The 19,803-nt window shown below is 65.2% G+C and carries 16 protein-coding genes; 8 read left to right on the top strand and 8 right to left on the bottom strand.

Annotated features, from left to right (window positions below):
* Positions 1-12: 12 nt before the first annotated feature.
* From ABXS05_RS28035 to ABXS05_RS28010, 6 genes are all read left to right on the top strand, one after another.
* Positions 13-783, top strand: coding sequence for a CbtA family protein (locus ABXS05_RS28035; protein ID WP_367626140.1), 771 nt, complete (start codon positions 13-15; stop codon positions 781-783).
* A gap of 470 nt (positions 784-1,253) precedes the next feature.
* Positions 1,254-1,850, top strand: coding sequence for a J domain-containing protein (locus ABXS05_RS28030; protein WP_311937665.1), 597 nt, complete (start codon positions 1,254-1,256; stop codon positions 1,848-1,850).
* A gap of 282 nt (positions 1,851-2,132) precedes the next feature.
* Positions 2,133-3,119, top strand: coding sequence for a cobaltochelatase subunit CobS (cobS, locus tag ABXS05_RS28025; protein ID WP_068284099.1), 987 nt, complete (start codon positions 2,133-2,135; stop codon positions 3,117-3,119).
* 98 nt (positions 3,120-3,217) lie between these two features.
* Complete coding sequence (gene cobT / locus ABXS05_RS28020) at positions 3,218-5,107, top strand: cobaltochelatase subunit CobT (RefSeq protein ID WP_311937668.1); 1,890 nt, start codon at positions 3,218-3,220, stop codon at positions 5,105-5,107.
* Entirely contained in the window at positions 5,104-6,243 is a 1,140-nt protein-coding gene (locus ABXS05_RS28015) for a rhomboid family intramembrane serine protease (protein ID WP_367626139.1), read from the top strand. The genes cobT and ABXS05_RS28015 overlap by 4 nt, the downstream gene beginning before the upstream one ends.
* Positions 6,244-6,426: 183 nt before the next feature.
* A complete protein-coding gene (locus ABXS05_RS28010) occupies positions 6,427-7,464 on the top strand; it encodes an alpha/beta hydrolase family protein (RefSeq protein WP_367626138.1) in 1,038 nt (345 codons plus the stop codon).
* A gap of 81 nt (positions 7,465-7,545) precedes the next feature.
* Here the strand turns inward: ABXS05_RS28010 and ABXS05_RS28005 are convergent, their stop codons facing one another.
* Together ABXS05_RS28005 and ABXS05_RS28000 are read right to left on the bottom strand one after the other, a co-directional pair.
* Positions 7,546-8,295, bottom strand: a complete 750-nt coding sequence (locus ABXS05_RS28005) for an SDR family NAD(P)-dependent oxidoreductase (RefSeq protein WP_311937672.1) — start codon at positions 8,293-8,295, stop codon at positions 7,546-7,548.
* Between the two features lie 364 nt (positions 8,296-8,659).
* Positions 8,660-8,953, bottom strand: coding sequence for an ArsR/SmtB family transcription factor (locus ABXS05_RS28000; RefSeq protein WP_367626137.1), 294 nt, complete (start codon positions 8,951-8,953; stop codon positions 8,660-8,662).
* A 121-nt stretch (positions 8,954-9,074) separates the two neighbouring features.
* Here ABXS05_RS28000 and ABXS05_RS27995 point away from each other — a divergent pair, with 121 nt between their 5' ends.
* Together ABXS05_RS27995 and ABXS05_RS27990 are read left to right on the top strand one after the other, a co-directional pair.
* A complete protein-coding gene (locus ABXS05_RS27995) occupies positions 9,075-11,612 on the top strand; it encodes an ABC transporter permease (RefSeq protein ID WP_367626136.1) in 2,538 nt (845 codons plus the stop codon).
* A 176-nt stretch (positions 11,613-11,788) separates the two neighbouring features.
* A complete protein-coding gene (locus ABXS05_RS27990) occupies positions 11,789-12,565 on the top strand; it encodes a Bax inhibitor-1/YccA family protein (RefSeq protein ID WP_311937678.1) in 777 nt (258 codons plus the stop codon).
* Positions 12,566-12,634: 69 nt separating this feature from the next.
* On the opposite strand, the gene ABXS05_RS27985 is transcribed toward ABXS05_RS27990, so the two are convergent.
* The 6 genes from ABXS05_RS27985 to kce form a co-directional block, all read right to left on the bottom strand.
* Positions 12,635-14,254, bottom strand: a complete 1,620-nt coding sequence (locus ABXS05_RS27985) for an AMP-binding protein (RefSeq protein ID WP_311937680.1) — start codon at positions 14,252-14,254, stop codon at positions 12,635-12,637.
* 7 nt (positions 14,255-14,261) lie between these two features.
* The gene (locus tag ABXS05_RS27980; RefSeq protein WP_311937682.1) at positions 14,262-14,867 is read right to left on the bottom strand and encodes a CAP domain-containing protein; all 606 of its coding nucleotides are present in this window, start codon (positions 14,865-14,867) and stop codon (positions 14,262-14,264) included.
* Positions 14,868-14,881: 14 nt separating this feature from the next.
* Positions 14,882-17,755: a DUF3772 domain-containing protein gene (locus tag ABXS05_RS27975; RefSeq protein WP_367626135.1), complete on the bottom strand. Its 2,874-nt coding sequence runs from the start codon at positions 17,753-17,755 to the stop codon at positions 14,882-14,884.
* A 183-nt stretch (positions 17,756-17,938) separates the two neighbouring features.
* Complete coding sequence (locus tag ABXS05_RS27970) at positions 17,939-18,415, bottom strand: GNAT family N-acetyltransferase (protein WP_367626134.1); 477 nt, start codon at positions 18,413-18,415, stop codon at positions 17,939-17,941.
* Positions 18,416-18,417: 2 nt separating this feature from the next.
* The gene (locus ABXS05_RS27965; RefSeq protein ID WP_367626133.1) at positions 18,418-18,891 is read right to left on the bottom strand and encodes a GNAT family N-acetyltransferase; all 474 of its coding nucleotides are present in this window, start codon (positions 18,889-18,891) and stop codon (positions 18,418-18,420) included.
* Positions 18,891-19,802, bottom strand: a complete 912-nt coding sequence (gene kce, locus ABXS05_RS27960) for a 3,5-dioxohexanoate:acetyl-CoA acetone transferase (RefSeq protein ID WP_311937690.1) — start codon at positions 19,800-19,802, stop codon at positions 18,891-18,893. Before kce ends, ABXS05_RS27965 begins: the two co-directional genes overlap by 1 nt.
* Position 19,803 lies beyond the last annotated feature (1 nt).

Raw genomic sequence — 19,803 nt, 5'->3', positions numbered from 1 at the left:
TGGACACACGACATGGTTAGATCGCTTTTGATCCGGGGGATGCTGATCGGCATCCTGGCCGGACTGTTTGCGTCTGGCTTCGCCTGGGTGTTCGGTGAACCCCAGGTCGACGCAGCCATCGCTTTCGAGGAAAGCCACGCATCCGAGCCGGCGCCCGCTCCGACAGCTGCGCCGGCTCCCGGCGCTGCGCAGACGACCGCAGCCCATGAACACGAGGAAGAGCCGGTCAGCCGGCCGGTCCAGGCCAGCTACGGGCTCGTCACAGGCATGGTCGCCTATGGCGCAGCGCTCGGCGGCATCTTCGCCCTGATCTTTGCCTTCGCGCAGGGCCGGATCGGCAGCCTCAGCCCGCGCGCAACCGCCGGATTGATCGCCGTCATCGGCTTCGCCGCCATCATGGTGGTGCCGCAGATCAAATATCCCGCCAATCCACCGGCCGTCGGCAATCCCGACACGATCGGCCTGCGCACCGCCTTCTATTTCGGCTTGATCCTGCTGTCCCTCGTGACGATGGCGGCGGCGCTGGGCACCGCGAACCGGCTCGCCGCCAGCCTCGGCCGCTGGAACGCCAACCTCGTGGGGGTGGCAGCCTATCTGGTGGTGATGGTGGTGGCCATGGAGATCTTGCCGACGGTCAACGACATCCCGGCTGATTTTTCGGCCACGGTGTTGTGGAAGTTCCGTATCGCCTCACTCGGCATCCATGCCGTGCTTTGGGCAACGCTGGGGATCGCCTTCGGCATTGCAGCACAGAAACTGCTGCAGGCCCCCGCTCGCCACTGAAAAGAGGCCGGTCAACCGCGTCAAACGTCGCATTTTTACAACACTGGCCCGATTTCAGGCCGGTTTTCAAAATTTATTTCATTTCGCACTTGCGAAATGAACCGATGAGGATCACTTTAGGGACGTGGCGGATGCGCCTTTGCGCTCCCCCACTGCCCTCCTTGGGCGTTTCCTCCCTAAGACTTGGGCCGCCATTTGGGCGGCCTCTTTCTTTTTCGGGTCAGCGGACCCCATATTTCAAATTCTGCAGCGGCATTTCGCCTCGATTAACCCCAGGGCAAAGCGTGCTCAGCTATGAATGCTTGGTTGCTTTCGCTTTCTGGCTCCAAGCCATTCCCATGGATTGGCTGAAGCGTTTTTGCGATTTGATGTGCTTCGTTCAAGTTACAAAACGCTCTTGCGTCCAAGCTCGCGCTTGCCCATTTGTGTTCACCCTCGCATAGTGTGTCATTATGGATCTGGACTCGCCCTTGTTTGATCGCATCCGGGTGCGCCCAAGGGCCGAAGAGGTCCAGCCGGCGAGCGTACGGCTATGCGAACATGCCGGTTGTAGGAACGCCGGCGAATTTCGCGCGCCCAAGGGGCGCAACCGCGAAGGCCAGTTCTGGCATTTCTGCCTGGAACATGTGCGCGACTACAACAAGACCTACAATTATTTCGCCGGCCTGCCGGACGACTCGGTGAGCGCCTATCAGCGCGATGCCGCCACCGGCCATCGCCCGACCTGGACGATGGGGGTCAATCCCTGGGCCAAGAAGCGCGGCGAAGGGCCGCAACCCGGCCCCGAGATCCATGACGGCTTCGGTTTCTTCGACGAGGATCACGGCTTCCGCCGCCCGCAAGGGACGCCCGAACCCGAGAGACGGCGGCTGAAATTGCTGGAGCGCAAGGCCCTCGACGCGCTCGATCTGCCGGAAACGGCCAGCGGCCCGGAAATCAAGGCGCGCTACAAGACGCTGGTCAAACGTCTCCATCCCGATGCCAATGGCGGGGACCGATCCAGCGAAGATAAATTGCGCGGGATCATCCAGGCCTATAATACGCTGCGTAGCGCCGGGCTCTGCTGAGCGCCCGCAACACCGGCGAGGCTTCCGGGCTTGGAGCGTGTCCAATCCGGGAAATCTCCGCCAGATCGTCGAGACGACGTCGAGCGTCCCATGCCCCGCCTGGCGAGACAGGGAAATTCGGCCAAGGCGTTTTGTGATTTGAATGACCAGCTTCAAATCGCAAAGACGCGTCGAACCAGGGAGTTGGAGTAAAAGTGCGCTTTTACTCCAGGGCCGGCATCGTCCGGCCCGCTGGAACTGATTGTCGGCTGCGCCGCCCTGGCGCCAGCCAAGGAAGGCATAATGACTGACGCAACGACACCGGCCAATCTGCCGGACATCATGGTTTCGGCCAAAAAGCTGTTTGGTTTCGATACGGATCTCGAAGTACCGGCCTATTCCCAGTCCTCCGACCACGTCCCGGACCTCGATCCCGATTACCTTTTCGACAAGCCGACGACCCTGGCGATCCTGGCGGGCTTCGCCCACAATCGCCGCGTAATGGTCACGGGCTATCACGGCACGGGCAAATCGACGCATATCGAGCAGGTCGCTGCCCGCCTCAACTGGCCCTGCGTGCGCATCAATCTCGACAGCCACGTCTCGCGTATCGACCTTGTCGGCAAGGACGCCATCGTCCTCAAGGACGGCAAGCAGGTCACCGAGTTCCGCGACGGCATGCTGCCCTGGGCCCTGCAGAACAACATCGCTTTGGTGTTCGACGAATATGACGCCGGCCGGCCCGACGTGATGTTCGTGATCCAGCGCGTGCTGGAAATCTCAGGCAAGCTGACCCTGCTCGACCAGAAGCGCGTGATCCGCCCCCACCCGGCCTTCCGCCTGTTCGCCACCACCAACACGGTGGGCCTGGGCGACACTTCCGGCCTCTATCACGGCACCCAGCAGATCAACCAGGGCCAGATGGACCGCTGGTCGATCGTGACCACGCTGAACTATTTGCCGCATGACAAGGAAGTCGACATCGTGCTGGCCAAGGCCAAGCACTATCAGAAGAGCCCGAACGGCCGCGACATCGTCAACAAGATGGTGCGCGTGGCCGATCTCACCCGCAACGCCTTCATGAATGGGGATCTCTCCACCGTGATGTCGCCGCGTACGGTGCTGACCTGGGCCGAGAACGCCAATATCTTCCACGATATCGGCTTTGCCTTCCGCGTCACCTTCCTCAACAAGTGCGACGAGCTCGAACGCAGCCTCGTGGCCGAGTTCTACCAGCGCGCCTTCGGGGCGGAGCTGGCCGAAAGCTCGGTCAACGTCGCGCTGACGTAACCCGGAGCGCGGACGTCCTCGTCCGCCCCTGGAAATACCACGCTCGCAAGAGAGGAAGAGCGGACGAGGACGTCCGCGCTCCCAGGATTGACGGCATCATGACCACGACGAACCGCAAGCCCGGCGAAAAGCCCAAGGACGTTCCAAACGACGCCTTCAAGCGCTCCGTCGCCGGGGCCTTGCGCGCCATCGCCCGCAAACCGGATCTCGAAGTGACCTTCGCTTCGGAAAAGCCCTTGCTGATGGCCGACAAGGCGCGCCTGGCCGAGCCGCCGCGCAAGCTCGACGCCCATGTCGCGGCGATCGTGCGCGGCCAGGCCGATGCGATGGCGCTCCGTCTCGCCTGCCATGACCCGGCAGTGCATCGTCGCCACGCCCCGCAGAACGAGCAGGCGCGCAGCGTGTTCGATGCCGTCGAGCAGGCCCGCTGCGAGTCGATCGGTTCACGCCGCATGGCCGGGGTGGCCAACAACCTCACCGCCATGCTCGAGGACCGCTATTTCCGCGGCGGCAAATATGAGGACATCCGTGTCCGCGAGGAAGCGCCCGTCGAGGATGCCCTCGCCTTGATGGTGCGCGAGAAGCTGACCGGCCTTGCCCCGCCCGAGCCGGCGCGCAAGCTGGTGGATCTGTGGCGCCCTCTCATCGAAGAGAAGGCCGGCAAGGACCTCGCCCGCCTCGACAGCGTGATCGAGAATCAGCGCGCCTTCGCCCGGGCCATGAACGACCTCCTGACCCATATGGGCCTGTCCGAGGAAGCCCAGGCCGACAGCGACGATTCCGACGACCGCGACAACGACGCCGAGAGCGAGCAGGAAGGCGAGAACCAGGAAAACCAGGGCGAGGTCCAGGACGATTCCGAATCCATGAAGCTCGAGGAAACCGAGAGCGAGGATGAGGAATCCCAGGACGGCGAGACGCAGGACGCCGAATCGCCCTCCTCCGACCTGCCGGACGATACCGAGACGGGCGATGCCGAGGAAGCGGCCCAACCCTGGCGGCCGCCAGAGCATCGCGACAATGAGCGTCGCGCCAGCGACTACAAAGCTTTCACCACCCGCTTCGACGAGATCGTCGAGGCGGCGGATCTGTGCGACCCCGAGGAACTCGATCGCCTGCGGGCCTATCTCGACAAGCAGCTTTCCAGCCTGTCGGGCGTGGTGGCACGCCTGGCCAACCGGCTGCAGCGCCGCCTGATGGCCCAGCAGAACCGCTCCTGGGATTTCGACCTCGAAGAAGGCATGCTCGATCCGGCCCGGTTGTCGCGGGTGATCATCGACCCGACCTCCGCGCTCTCCTTCATGCGTGAGCGCGACACCGATTTCCGCGATACGGTGGTGACGCTGCTGATCGACAATTCCGGCTCGATGCGCGGGCGCCCGATCACGGTGGCGGCCACCTGCGCCGACATTCTCGCCCGCACGCTGGAACGCTGCGGCGTGCGCGTGGAGATCCTGGGCTTCACCACGAGGGCCTGGAAGGGCGGGCAGTCGCGCGAGAGCTGGCTGCAGGCGGGCAAGCCGACGTCGCCCGGCCGCCTCAACGATCTCAGGCATATCATCTACAAATCGGCCGACGCGCCCTGGCGCCGGGCTCGCAAGAGCCTTGGCCTGATGATGCGCGAGGGCCTGCTCAAGGAGAACATCGACGGCGAGGCGCTCGCCTGGGCGCATCAGCGCCTGCTCGGGCGCTTCGAAAGCCGGCGCATCCTGATGGTGATCTCGGATGGCGCTCCGGTCGACGATTCGACCCTGTCGGTCAACACCGGCAATTATCTGGAGCGCCACCTGCGCTGGGTGATCGAGGACATCGAGACGCGCTCGCCGGTGGAACTGATCGCCATCGGCATCGGCCATGACGTCACGCGCTATTACAAGCGGGCCGTCACCATCGTCGATGCCGAGGAGCTCGGCGGCGTCATGACCGACAAGCTCGCCGAACTCTTCGAGGAAACCGGGGCGTCCGGCTCGCGCCGAGCCGCGGCGTGAGCTCCCGGCAGCCGCCTCTCTGGCATCGGGCCCTGTTCGGGCCGATGCCCCTGGCCTATCCCCTGGCCGCGGTCTGCGCCGGCCTCTATTTGCTGGCCGTGCTGTTCACGGCCTGGCTGGCCGGCTCGCCCGAGAATTTGGGGCGGATACTCTGGCAGCCTTCGCAGGGGATTCTCTACGCGCTCGGCACCGGCGGCCAGGTGCCCTTCATCCAGGGGCGGGTATGGACCGTGTTCACCGCACCCTATCTGCATGGCAGCCTGCCCCATCTGGCACTGAACCTGTTCTCGCTGCTCCAGGTCATGCCGATGGTGGAGCGGACCTATGGGCGGCTGCGAGCCTTCGTGATCTACGCCATCGGCGGCATTGCGGGTGCCGTCGCCTCGGTGCTGTGGGGCGAGGTGTTTTCCCTCGGCGCCTCCGGGGCGATCTTCGGCCTGCTCGGTGCCATCGTGTTGTACGGTGCCCGGCGCGGCGACGCCTTCGGCCGGGCGCTGATGACCAATGCCGCCTTCTGGGCCGGCCTCAACTTCCTCTATGGTCTGCTCAATCCCGGCATCAGCAATGCCGGCCATTTCGGCGGCTTTCTCGGCGGCCTGGCCGCCGCCGTGCTCATCACCCGGCGCATCGGTCCTTTCCAGGACCCCCGTCGCCTTGCCTTCACGCTTGCCAGCCTGGCGCTGCTCGCCCTGGCCTTCGGGCTTGGCAACACGACCTCCCGGGTCTGGCAGTTCAGCACGAATGACCAGAGCGCCGCGACGAACAGCGGCAACGAATCGGCGGCTGCGGAAGTCCACATGCTGCGTGCCCTCGTCCTGGCCCAGCGCGACGATTATGAGGGCGCGCTCCGGGAAGTGGATCTTGCGATCAAGGGCGGACGCGACGATGCCGTGGCGCTCAACCTGCGAGCCTGGTCCCTGTTCAAGCTCGGCCGCGCCGAAGAAGGCCTGGCCGATGCCGAGGCCGCGGTCAAGGCGGCGCCTGACGAAGGCGCCATCCTCGACACCCGCGCCCATATCTACGAAGCCCTGGGCCGGCGCGAGGAGGCGATCGCGGACTACAAGGCAGCGCTGCGCCTCATCCCGAACGAGCCCGAAACCCAGGCGGGCCTGAAGCGGCTGACCGGCGAGAATTGACGACACATCGAGCCGAGGCAATCCCTCCCCTACCCAGGCTCGCCCGCGTTTCCTGAAACGCATTCCGGGCGTAGCCGAACGCGATCGAGGTCTCGCTTCGCGGCGAAACATGCTCCCACCCGTATCTCGATGCATTTGCAGGCATGCGACCACGGGGCCAGAATTTCGATGAAGGCATGGATCATGTTTTGGGCTGTCGCCCTTGGCGCCGCGATGATGGCGCAGCAGGCGCTGGCCGCCGATGACGGTGCCGGTGTCCGCCGGATTATCGTTCCTTCCAGGGAGCGCGCTACCGATCTCGAGGTGACGGTATGGTATCCCGCCCGGCCCGGCGGCGAGCCCGTCATGCTCGGTGACGGCGTGTTCTTCACGGGAACGCCCGCACGGCGCAATGCCCCCATCCGGCCGGGGAAATTTCCGCTCATCCTGCTCTCCCACGGAGCTGGCCTGGCCGGCAACGCCCAGGCCCTGAGCTGGATTGCGGCCCCCCTGGCGGAGCAAGGTTTCGTGGTGGCGGCCCCCACCCATCCCGGCAACACCGGGGCAAACCGGTCCGCCGCGGAGACGATGAAGCTCTGGCTGAGACCCTCCGACATCAGCGACAGCCTGGATGCGATGGAGAGGGAGCCTTTCTTCAAGGATCATTTGAGTGCCGGCGACATCGGCGTTCTCGGCCTCTCCATGGGCGGCAACACGGCGCTGGCCCTGGCCGGGGCCCGTATCGATCCCAAGCTTCTGGCCGCTTATTGCGACACCGATCGGCTGAATCCGTCCCTCTGCGATTGGGTCCAGCAAAGCCGCGTCGACCTTCACGCCCTGGATCTGCAATCGGCCGACCGGAGCGGTCGGGACAGGCGCATCCGCTTTGCCATGGCGATCGATCCGGCTCCCATCGATGTCTTCGACTTCGAGAGTTTTTCGAGCATCGACATCCCGGTTGCCCTCGTCAATCTCGGCCGGGCCGAAAGCATCCCGCTGACGGCGCAGGCGGCGCGGGCCGCCAAAGCCATCCCGGTCTCGACCTATGCGACGATCGCGGATGCCAGCCATTACAGCATGTTCGCGCTGTGCAAGCCGGGCGCCGCGGAGATCGCCAAGGCGGAGAAAGTGGGGGATCCGATCTGCTCGGACGGCGGGGGCCGGTCCCGACAGGCGGTTCATGCCGACCTGATCGAAAGGGCAGTGGCCGCATTCAGCGGGGCATTGCGAACCACCCCGTAGAGCGTCGGTCCCTACCACCGAATCGGATGCATCGAAGGCGGAGCGCTCTAGCCGGCGTTCCGCCCTTCCGTATCCTGATGCTTATCGGACACCACCGGAGACGGCCAGCACCTCACCGGTCAGCCAACCGGATTCGCCCGAGGCCAGGAAGACCGCGACGGGCGCGATGTCGCCGGGCTGGCCGATGCGTCCGAGCGGCGTCTGGGCCACGGTCTGGCTTTCCAGGTCGCCGCCGATGAAGCCGGCGGCATGCACGCCTTCCGTCTCCACCATGCCGGGGTTGATCGAATTCACCCGGATCTTCCTGGGGCCGAGTTCCTTGGCCAGCACCCGCGTGATCGAGGTCACCGCCCCCTTGGTGGCGGTGTAGACCGACGTGGCCGGGAAATTCACGTCGGTCGCAACCGAGCCGATATTGATGATGCTGCCGCCCTCGGGGCCGAAATGCTTCTCGGCCTCCTGGCTGGCCAGCAGCAGCCCGAGCACATTGGTGTTGAACTGGCGATGGAACTCGGCTTCCGTCACCTCTTCGAGCGGCGCGAAGGCATAGACGCCGGCATTGTTCACCAGGACGTCGAGGCGGCCATAGGCCTTCTCGGCCTCAGCGAAGATGGCCTTCACCTCTTCCGCCTTGGAGACGTCGCCCTTGACGGCGATCGCCTTGCCGCCCTTGGCGGTGATCTCCGCGACGACCTTCTCGGCGCCATCCCGGCTCGAGGCATAATTCACCACGACGGCGGCGCCTTCGGCCGCCAGGCTTTTCGCAATACCCGCGCCGATGCCCTTCGAGGCACCGGTAACCACGGCGACCTTGCCTGCCAATCTGCTCATTGAATATCTCTTGGTTCGAGTGACAATGATTCGATACTTAGATAACCATCGAAATGAAACAAGAGCAGGCGATGGAAAATTCTGGTGTGCGCCAGCCGTCAATTCGTTGACGCTAGAGCAAAACGCGTTCGAATGTGAACCCTATTTGCTCTAACTCTTTGTTTGGACGCGTCTTTGCGATTCTTGGTGACTCCGTAAAATCGCAAAACGCTTAGGGATCCGTGTGGACCGCAGCAGGAGTGTCAGCCGGAGACTGACATCCTAGCGGGGGTAGATGCCTGGCTTTCAAGATGTCGGCCCCGCTCCATCACTTGATGGAGCTGTGAGGCTGACACTCCCGATCCCGCTCGATGCAACTGTCGAGCTAAAGGCTGGCCAATTCGCGCAGATAGGCATCCAGCGTCTCGCGCTTGAGCACGAGCGTAGCGAACTTGCCCTCGCGGACGATCTCGATGAGCCCGGCATTCTCGAGCTCCTTCATGTGATGGGACAAGGTCGCCGGTGTGATCCGATGCTTCTGCTGCATGCAGGCGCAGGCCATCGAGCCGCCTTGAGCGGCGATTTCCTTGAGGATCTGAAAGCGCCGCGGCTCGGCCAGCGCCCTGGCGATCAGGGTGCATTGGCGCTCCGTCAGCGCGACTGGCGCGGTCATCGTCATGATGAAGCCTATATCATGTCTGCGATGGGCCGGCGCAATATCGCGGTGCGCGGCTTGCGCTAAGCGGAGCGCACCCCCACTTTGCCTTGATTCGGCCTTGTCCATCCGCTCAACATCACTGATGTCCCTCGCTTCGCTTCCTCTTCCCTTGCGCTTTGCCCTGCGCGAATTGCGCGCCGGCATCCGCGGTTTCGGTATTTTCCTGGCCTGCCTCGCCCTCGGCGTCATGGCGATCTCCGGGGTCGACGCCATCTCCAGCGCCCTGTCGGATGGGCTGCGCAGCCAGGGCCGGGTGATCAATGGCGGCGACATCGAGTTCACACTGGTGGGGCGCGAAGCCAATCCCGAGGAGTTCGCCTTTATCGGGCAGCAGGGCCGGCTCTCGGTCGCCGCGAGCACGAGGGCGATGGCGCGCACGCCGGACGGGCAGACCGCCCTGGTCGAGATCAAGGCGGTCGACCAGGCCTATCCCCTGCTCGGCACGGTGGAGTTCGGGCAGGGCAAGCCGCTGTCATCGACCATTGGCGGCCAGGGCAACCGGGCCGATGCGGCGGCCGACGCAGCTCTGTTCGCCCGCCTCGGCCTGCAACCCGGCGCCAGCGTCACCATAGGCAACCTGACGGTTACCCTGGCCGATCGCCTCATCGGCGAGCCAGACAAAATCGCCGGCGGCATTTCCTTCGGTCCGCGCCTGATGATCACCCTGGATGCGCTGCGCGAGAGCGGGCTGATCCAGCCGGGATCGCTGATCCGCTGGCGCTATCGCCTGGCGTTGCCGCCGAATGTCCCGCCGGATGCCATCAGGCAAAAGGCGAACGAGACCTTTCCCCAGGCGGGCTGGGAGGTGCGCACCCGCGACGACGCCTCGCCGGAACTCCGCCGCGGCATCGAGCGCTTCACCATGTTCATCACCCTGGTCGGGCTGACGGCCTTGCTGGTGGGCGGCGTCGGAGTCGCCAATGCGGTCCGCGCCTTCGTCGAGCGCCAGCGCGACAACATCGCCACGCTGAAGACGCTGGGAGCCGGCGCGAACCTCGTCACCGGCATCTATCTCACCCAGACCCTGCTGCTGGCTGCCCTCGGCATCGCCATCGGCCTTGTCGTCGGCGCCGCCCTGCCCTTCATCCTGGCCTATGGCTTCGCCGACTACCTGCCGCTGCCGATCACACCAGTGCTCAATCCGGCAGGGCTGGCGCTCGCCGCCCTCTACGGCCTGCTCACCGCCCTGGCCTTCTCGCTGCTGCCGCTCGGCCGGGCCCGTGACATTGGGGTATCGGCCCTTTTCCGCGACGCCATCGCCCCGACACGGCGCTGGCCTGCGCCCATCGTGCTCGCCTTTGCAGGCCTGGCCGTCGCTGCCCTGATCGCCCTGGCGGTGTTCTTCGCCGCCGACCGCAAGGTGGCCCTGGTCTATGTCGGCTCCGCGCTCGGCGCCTTCATCCTCCTGCGCGTGGTGGCGAGCCTGTTGATGGCGCTGGCCCGCCGGCTGCCCCGTCCACACAACACGCCGCTGCGCCTGGCGGTTACCAACATCCACCGGCCAGGCGCCGCCACCCCCTCCGTGGTGCTGTCGCTCGGCCTGGGGCTCTGCCTGCTGGTGGCGCTGACGCTGGTCGACGGCAATATCCGCCACCAGCTTTCCGCCGCCATCCCCGACAAGGCGCCGAGCTTCTTCTTCGTCGACATCCGGCGGGCGGATGCCCCCCGCTTCGACGCCTTCCTCAAGCAGGCCGCGCCGCAGGCGACCAGCGAACGCGTGCCCATGCTGCGCGGCCGCATCGTCAGCGTGAAGGACGTGCCGGCCGAGAAGATCAAGCCTCCTCCGAACATCGCCTGGGTGCTGAGCGGCGATCGCGGCGTCACCTTCACCGATGCGGTGCCGGCCGGCTCGCGTGTGGTCGAGGGCCAATGGTGGGCCCCCGACTATAGTGGCCCGCCACTGGTCTCGCTGGAGCAGGAGGTCGCGCATAGCCTCGGCCTCAAGGTCGGCGACGACATCACAGTCAACGTGCTCGGCCGCAACATCACCGCCAAGGTCGGGGCGCTGCGCAAGCTGGAATGGCAGAATTTCGGCATCAATTTCGTGCTGGTCTTCTCGCCGAACACCTTCAAGGGCGCGCCAGTAACGGATATTGCCACCCTCACCTTCCCGCATGGGGCCGACGATGCCGTCGAACTCGGCCTGCTCAAGCAGGTCGCCGACGCCTTCCCGATGGTGACCGCCGTGCGCATCAAGGATGCCCTGCAGAGCTTCGCCGATCTCGCCGGCCAGCTCGCCATGGCGATACGGGCCGCCGCCGCCATCGCCCTCGTCGCCTCGATCCTGGTGCTGGCCGGCGCTCTCGCTGCCGGGCAGAGCAGCCGGCTCTACGACGCCGTCATCCTCAAGGTGCTGGGCGCCACGCGCCGGCGCATCCTGCTCGCCTTCATCCTCGAATACGGGCTGCTGGGCCTTGCCACTGCCCTGTTCGGTGTGGTCGCCGGCACCGCTTGCGCCTGGCTGATCGTCACCTATCTGATGAATTTCGGCTTCACATTCCTGCCGGGACCGGCTTTCGGAGCCGCTTTCGGCGCCCTGGCGCTGACCATCCTGTTCGGCCTTGCGGGCACCTGGCGCATCCTGCGCCAGAAACCCGCCTCGCATCTGCGAAGCCTGTAGAGCTGGATGGCCGATGCCTGGAATGACAAGCGTTTCAGCCGAAATTCAGGCGATGAAGATCGACCACCCCAAGGTGGCATGCCGGCAACATTGCAAGCAATTCACTTAACTGTTTCAATGGAAAGCACTACATAAGAGCAAGCTTTCTGCGGCATGTGCCGCATCTGGAGAGACACATGGCTTTCAATGATCCTCGTTTCTCGGCCGGCACCGTCTCCGACGTCCGCGCCGGAGCACCGGCGATCGATCAGGGCCTGCGCGCATTCATGCTCGCGGTCTACAACCACATGACCTTGGGCGTGGCCATCACCGGCCTGGTGGCGCTCGGCGCCTATATGGCTTCGGGGATCGTGGTCAACGAGGCGGGCAAGATCGTCGAGCTGAACTCGTTCGGCATGTTCCTGTTCAACTCACCCTTCAAGTGGGTCGTCGCGTTCGCCCCCCTTGGCATGGTGTTCTGGATGAACATGGGGACGGAAGGTCGCTCGGTTCAAACCACGCGCGTTCTGTTCTACGTGTTCTCGGCTCTCATGGGCCTGTCGCTGTCGACGATCTTCCTCGTCTACACGCATGGCTCGATCGCTCGCGTCTTCTTCATCTCGGCCGCCAGCTTCGGTGCCCTGAGCCTCTATGGCTACACCACCAAGCGTAACCTCTCGGCTTTCGGCGCCTTCCTGATGATGGGTCTGATCGGCCTGCTGCTCGCCAGCCTGGTCAATCTGTTCTTCCCCTCGGGCATGCTGACCTTCATCATCAGCGTCGCCGGCGTGGGTATCTTCGCAGGCCTGACCGCCTACGACACCCAGATGCTGAAGTCGCTCTATGTGGAGAATGCGCACAGCTTCAGCCGTGACGAGGGCGAGAAGCTCGCCGTTCATGGCGCGCTGACGCTCTATCTCGACTTCATCAACCTCTTCATCATGCTGCTGCGCCTGCTCGGCGACCGCCGCTGATCGCAGAAGAGTGTTGCACGGATTGCACCGGCCGGGATTTCCCGGCCGGTTTTGTTTTTGGGAGCGCCCTCAGTCGAGCTCGCGCAGGGCCCGGCGGATGATCTTGCCCGACGAGGTCAGCGGCAGCGCATCCACATAGGCGATCACGCGCGGATATTCGTGGGCGGACAGGCGCTCGCGCACGAAGAGCTGCAGGTCGGCGGTCATAGCGTCCGACGCGGTGAAGCCCGGCTTGAGCACCACGAAGGCCTTGACGATCTCGGTCCGCAGGGTGTCGGGCATGCCGACCACGGCCGCCATGGCGACGGCGGCATGGCGCATCAGGCAGTCCTCGATCTCGCCGGGTCCGATGCGGTAGCCGGCCGAGGTGATGATGTCGTCGCCGCGGCCGACGAAATGCACATAACCGTCGATGTCGCGGCGTGCCTTGTCGCCGGTCATCAGCCAGCCATCGCGATATTTCGCCGCCGTGGCGGTGGCATTGCCCCAATAGCCCAGGAACATCACCGGATCGGGCGCGCGCACGGCAATCTCGCCGATCTCGTCCGTCGGGCTTTCCTGCCCCTCTTCGTCGACCACCGCCACGCGATGGCCGGGCACGGCCTTGCCGATGGCGCCGGGCCTGGAGACGCCGAGCTCATGGCAGGAGCCGAGCACGAGATTGCATTCGGTCTGGCCGTAGAGCTCGTTGACCGGAAAGCCGAAGGCGGCTTCGGCCCAGGCATAGGTGCCCGGCCCCAGCGTCTCGCCGGCCGACATGATCGAGCGCAGATGGGTGCGATAGACCTGACCGGGCTGATGCGCCGCCTGCAGCATGCGCAGCGCCGTGGGCGGCAGGAAGGCATTGCGGACCTTGAAGTCCCAGAGCAATCCCAGCACCTCGTCCACCGAGAACTTGGCATGAAGGCCGGCCACCACCGGCACGCCCAGGGCCAGGCTGGGCAGCAGCACGTTGAGCAGGCCGCCCGCCCAGGCCCAGTCGGCCGGCGTCCACATCACGTCGTCGGGCCGGCCCAGGCCCGGATGGGCAAAGCGCAGGCCGGGAATATGGCCGAGCACCACGCGATGGCCGTGCACGGCACCCTTGGGCTGGCCGGTGGTGCCGGAGGTGTAGATCATCATGGCCGGATCGTCGGGCGTCGAGGCGACCGGCGCCAGCTCCCCCTTCGCTCCGGCGATCAGACGATGGAAGTCGAGCGCCCCGCCGCTGGCGCCATCGACGCTGATCACCGTCTCCAGGTCGGGCAGCCTCGCCTCGATCTCGCCGAGCTTGGCGAGCCCGCTTTCGTCGAGCAGCACCGCCTTGGCCCCGGAATCGCGCAGGCGGAAGCTCAGCGCATCCGGGCCGAACAACACGGCGAGCGGCAGGGAGATGGCACCGAGCTTGGCCACGGCGAGATGGGCGATCACCACCGCCGGCGATTGCGGCAGCAGGATCGCGACGCGGTCGCCCTTGCGGATACCCAGGCGTTTCAGCGCCAAGGCGAAGCGGTCGGAGGCCTCGCGCAGGGCGCCGTAGCTCACACGCTCGCTGCCGCCGCCAGGAAGCCGGCGCAGGATGGCGAGCCGGTCCGGTTCGCGCCGGGCCCAGACGTCGCAGACATCGACGCCGATATTGTAGCGAGCCGGCAGCTCCCAGCGAAAATCGCGCGCGGCGATGTCGTAGTCTTGCTTGTCCAGCTCGTTCATGCCGCACTCATCCCCCGAACAGGCCGCCGAAGAGGCCTCCGGAGCTTTTCACGCGCGTAGGCCGGCGTACCACGCGCACCACCGGGCCGGCCCCGAAGGCCTGCGCCTCCTCCGGCCGACTGGGTTCACCGGCGACCGCCATGGCCCAATAGACCCGCTCGCCGGCCCTGGCAATGGCAATGCCGAAGCGGGTGGCACCCGGCATCAGCAGATTCTCGTCATGCTCGGGCGAGTTCTTCCACTGCTTCATGGCGTCGAGATCGGTATAGGTGCCGTAGGAGACGTTCTCGCCGATCTTGGAATCGTCGAGGCCAGCCGATTTGACGCGGGTGAAGAAGCTGCCGCCGATCGAATGGGAGAGCTGATTGGCCGAGGCCATGGCATTGGCCTGGTTCTGAGCGAAGGCCGTCAGGCGCGAATCGAGCGCCACCGCGGTGAGGCCCTTGCTCTGGCGATATCGGGTCAGCCAATCCCGGGCCTCGGCGGGATTGAAGGATACGGGGCGGCGTTGATAGGAAACGGTTTCGGGCTTTTGCGTGAGGGCGCAGCCGCCCAATCCCAAGGTAACACCCAAGACAAGAAAAGCGGCCGCAGCCACCCTCATGCGCGACATCGAGTTCTCCACGGTCAGGATCCCGCCGGGGCCGGCGGGGTTGAAGGCTTGGCGGCGGCCGGCTCCGCGGCAGGAGCCTCCGCCTCGGGCTTGTCGCCCTTGAGTTTGGCGGTCATCGCCGCCTGCAGTTCGGGCTCGAACAGGATGACCCGCTGCGGCGGCGCCGCAGCGCCCTGGCCTTGCAGGCGGATGCCCTTGGCCTTGAAATTCTTGAAGATACGGGCCAGCAGGTCGCTCTTCACGGCAACCTGCGTCTCCATGCTGGCGACCATCACGATGAGCTCGAACTCCAGCCCGGCATCCATCGAGGTCATGTAGACCTGGGGCCTCGGCGTCGGCAGGATGCGCGGATCATCCTCCGGCGCCGCCAGCATGGCCGCCTTCACCGCATCGATGTCGCTGTCATAGAGCACAGTCAGGGCGATGCGCAGCCGGCTCCAGGTATTGCCATAGACCCAGTTCTTCACCGAGCCGGTGATGAGGGTCGAATTGGGGATGATCAGCGTGGCGCGGTCATAGGTCTCCAGCGTGGTCGAGCGCACGCTGATGCGGCGGACATAGCCTTCCTCGCCGGCAGCGGCGATAATGTCGCCGACGCGGATCGGCCTTTCGGCCAGCAGGATCAGGCCGGAGACGAAATTGCCGGCAATGCCCTGCAGGCCGAGACCCAGACCGACCGAAAGGCCGCCGGCGACGATGCCGATATTCTGCCAGCTCACGCCGATCTCCGACAGGCCGGCGGAAATGGCGAGGATGAAGCCGAGATAGCCGATAATGGTGGCGATCGAGTTCTGCACGCCCGAATCGAGGGAGGTGCGCGGCAGCAGCGTGTTGCCGAGCCAGCCCTTGATCAGGCGCATCACCGCCCAGATGATGATGAACAGCACCACGCCGCTGATGATCGACGAGGGCGAGATCGTCAGCTCGCCGATCTTGAAGCCGAAATAGGCACGCTGGATCGCCGGTGCCATGTCGGTGGAATAGAGGCCGAAGGGCAGGCCGAGGCTGCCGACGGCAAAGGCGATGATCAGGAAGCGCAGGACGCCGGAGAGCAGGGTTGCCCCGAACGTCACCTGCTTGGCGGTGACGCCGATGGTGCTCGCCACGGCGCGGCGGCGGTCGACGTCCGAGATCAGCCTTTCGGTCAGGGCCGAATCGACCAGGGTGGTAAGCAGATAGCTTGCCGCAACCACGCACAGGACGAGCAGCGGAAAGACCGCCGCCGCCACCGCGAGCGTGCTGTAGCCGATGGCAAGGCACACGGCCATCACCAGCACGGAGAGCCACCCGATCGGCCTGAGGATGTCGAGCCCCGTCAGGTCCTCGTCTGGTGTCAGCGTACGCCCGTCCACCACTGTCGGCGGCGCGCTGCGCAGGCGGATCAGCAGGGAGACGATGATGCCGAGATAGATGATGGCCGAGATCGTCTCGCGCGCGACGCTGAGGGAGGGATCGGCGTGGAGATGTTCGATGACGCCATTCAGGAGAACGGACAGGCCAAGCGCCACCGCGAGCCAGCCCATGCGCCGTCCGATACGGCGGACGGCCCAGTCGCTCAGCGGCAGCAGGCGCAATTCGGCGTGGCCCTCGGCCAGCACCGCCTGCGCCAGCGCCCACAGGCCGAAGCCGATCGAGGATGCGGCGATCAGGCTCGAGCCGTAATCGGCGAGCACTTTCTCCGGCAAGAGCCCGGAAAAACCGAAGGCCAGTACCGCCACGGTGATCCCGACCGGCACGCCGAGCATGATATGGGCTATGCCGAGTACCGCATCGAGCGAGGCGACGTAACGCCGCGACGCCCGCTTGCTGCGCGGCAGGCGCAGGCGCCAGCGTTGGATACGCATGCGCAGGAACTGCGTGACGGCATAGCCGATGGCGATGGTCAGCAGGAAGATGGCGATGCTGGTGGAATTGACCTTCGACACCAGATAGCTGCTGTGATCCGAGAACGCGTTCCTCGCCAGTTCCCCGGCCCTGGGCAGGTTTTCCAGCACCGGAACCCAGAATTCAGCCGAAAAAGGACTGTCGCCGCTCTTGAGCAGGCGGCCGGTGAGCTGCTCGCGCTGCAACTCGATGATGGTGTTGGAGAAGCCCGCCGCTCTTGAGGACTGGTCACCCGCCCGCTTGATCACATCCTTGAGCTGTTGTTGCAAATCGTTCTGTGTCGCGCGCGTCTCAGCGATATCGGCGCTTTCCGACGGATCAGGCTCACCCAGTTGCGCCAGTCTTGCCTTGGATTGATCCAGCAAGGGCGAGACCTTCGCCTGCAGCGCCGAAAGATTGGTGACGGCCGTATCGACCGTACCACGCAATTCGTCCAGGATCTTGGACGCCTTCTCCTGATCGGGGGGGAGGCTGGTAAGACCCGCTTCCACGTCGTCGAGAGACTTCTGTTCCCTGGCCAAAGCGTTGTTGAAGGGGCGAACGGTGATGGTGTTGCCGAGCTGGTCGGCGCGCGAGATCTGCTTTTGCGTCTCGGCGGCGACATCGTTCAGCTTGGCGAGCAGGTCGGAAGCCGCCTTGCGGGCGTCGGTCGTGGCCTTGGCCTCGGGCGGGTCGACCGGCTTGGGCTGCGGCGGAAAGGCATCGAGCGCCGCCTTGGCCTTGTCGCGGGCCGGGATCATGGTGCCGAGCAGCGCGACGAGATCGGCACGCCTCCTGCTGACCGTCTCGCGCAGGTCCTGCAGGGATTTCTGTGCCTCGTCGCCACTATCGGTGATGGTGGCGAGTTGGGTCGCGATATCGTCGAGAGACTTCTTGTCGAGGGCAAGCCCCGTCTGGAAACCGGTCAGGGCCTGGTCGTCCTGCGCCCTCGCCGCCATGGGCGCAGCCAGGAGCGTGAAAAGCAGGCTGCACAGCAGCAAAAGGCGGGAAAGCGAACGAAACATGGCGCGAAACTAGAGTGTTTTGTGCTTCGGTGGAATTACCAAGAAGCGCAAACACGCAACGAAACGGGGGACCAGAGCAAAGGAGCGTTTCCGCTGGACAGGCCTTGCTCCAGGGGCTGTTGCCGCCTGATGGAAGAAATTGCGGGCGGCATTATGGCGTAGAAGCCGTTTTGGGCACCTAAATCAGCCCGCTGGCGCCCTCAACTCGAAGATATCGAGGGCGTATGGGCCGACATCCTCCTCGAGATGGCGCCATCCCAACCCGGCGTAGAAGGCACGCTTGTCACTCTCGGCGCAGAGATAGGCCTGGGCGAAACCGCGGCTGAAGGCCAGCTTCGCCGCAGCCGCCACGATGGCGGCTCCATGCCTCAGGCGACGGAATTCCGGCTCGATCCACACCGCGGCGACCCAAGGCGCCAGGGCCGGTCGTTCTTCCAGATCGCTGGCGATCAGCGAGGCCGTGCCGACGAAGTCGTCGCCCCGGTGAGCTACCAGGCAAGCCGGCAACACTTCCCTGGTCGTCAGGTTTTCTGCAAACAGGCCCGCCACGGTCTCCAGGCTCTCACCCTGTTCCTGCCACCAGGCCCGCCAGACGCGGTCAGCGACCGTCTCGAGGAAATGCGGCTGGTCACGCAGGTCGGAAATCTCGATCGTGCTCACACTCAACTCTTTTCGATCAGATCGATGAAGCCCGGCTCGTCCAGCACCAGGAAGCGATCGTGGTCGAGCGTGCGGAAGCCGTGCCGCCGATAAAACCGCAACCCCGCTTCATTGCCGGCATCGAGATCGAGCCGCATGAAGCGCGCGCCACGCTGGCGGCCACGGCGGGCCACCTCCGCCAGGAGGCGGATGCCGGTGCGATCATTACGCCATTGCGGCGCGACATAGAGGTCGACCACGAAGACGCCATTGGCGCCGCGCCAGGTCGAAAAACTGTCCTGGTGCACGAGATAGCCGGCCAGGACACCTTGGGACGCTTCCGCCACGGCGATGCCGATGCGCGGAACCGCGCCGAAAGCCTCGGCCCGCAGGATGTCACCTGTGGTACCGGCCGCCACACCGAACAGCGCCGCAAGCTCGCCCACCATCGCCGCGATGGCATCGCAATCCTCCGGCGTGGCGGGACGGATCCGCATCAGCGCGGCCGGATGCCGATGATGGCGCGCGCCTCGTCCGGCGTGGCGATCGCCAGGCCCAGTTCCTCCAGGATGGTGCGGATCTTGGTGACTTGCTGGGCATTGGAGCTGGCGAGCTGGCCCTTGCCGATCCATAGATTGTCTTCCAGCCCGACGCGGACATGGCCGCCCATCACCGCCGCCATGGTGCCGAGCGCCATCTGGTTGCGGCCGGCGGCCAGCATCGACCACTGATAATCTTTGCCGAACAGCTTGTCGGCCGTGCGGCGCATGTCGACCACGCTGTCGGGATTGGCGCCGATGCCGCCGAGGATGCCGAGCACGGTCTGCACGAAGAGCGGCGGCGTCACCAGCTTGCGGTCGAGGAAATGGGCGAGCGTGTAGAGATGGCCGACATCGTAGCACTCGAATTCGAAGCGCGTGCCGAGCGGGCCCATGGTGGTGAGGATGTGCTCGATATCTTCAAGCGTGTTCTTGAACATGCCGCCACGGGTCGCTTCCAGGAAGGGCACCTCCCAGTCGTGCTTCCACTCACGCGGCCGGTCGAGCATCGGATAGAGCCCGAAATTCATGGTGCCGAGATTGAGGGAGCACATTTCCGGCTGCAGGCTCGCCGGTCCTTTCAGGCGCTCCTCGATGCTCATGCGGGCCGAACCGCCGGTGGTGATGTTGACGATGGCGTTCGTGGCCTGGCGGATGCGGGGCACGAACTGCTCGAACACGGTCACATCGGGCGTCGGCGCCCCCGTCTCGGGATCGCGCGCATGCAGATGCAGCACGGCGGCCCCGGCCTTTGCCGCTTCGATGGCTGAGGCGGCGATCTCGTCCGGCGTCACCGGCAGATGCGGCGACATCGAAGGGGTGTGGATCGAGCCGGTGATCGCGCAGGAAATGATGACCTTGTTCGCCATG

It is taken from the genome of Labrys neptuniae (assembly GCF_040797145.1).
In the GTDB taxonomy this organism is placed as follows: domain Bacteria; phylum Pseudomonadota; class Alphaproteobacteria; order Rhizobiales; family Labraceae; genus Labrys; species Labrys neptuniae.
This window is presented reverse-complemented; position numbering and strand designations above follow the sequence as displayed.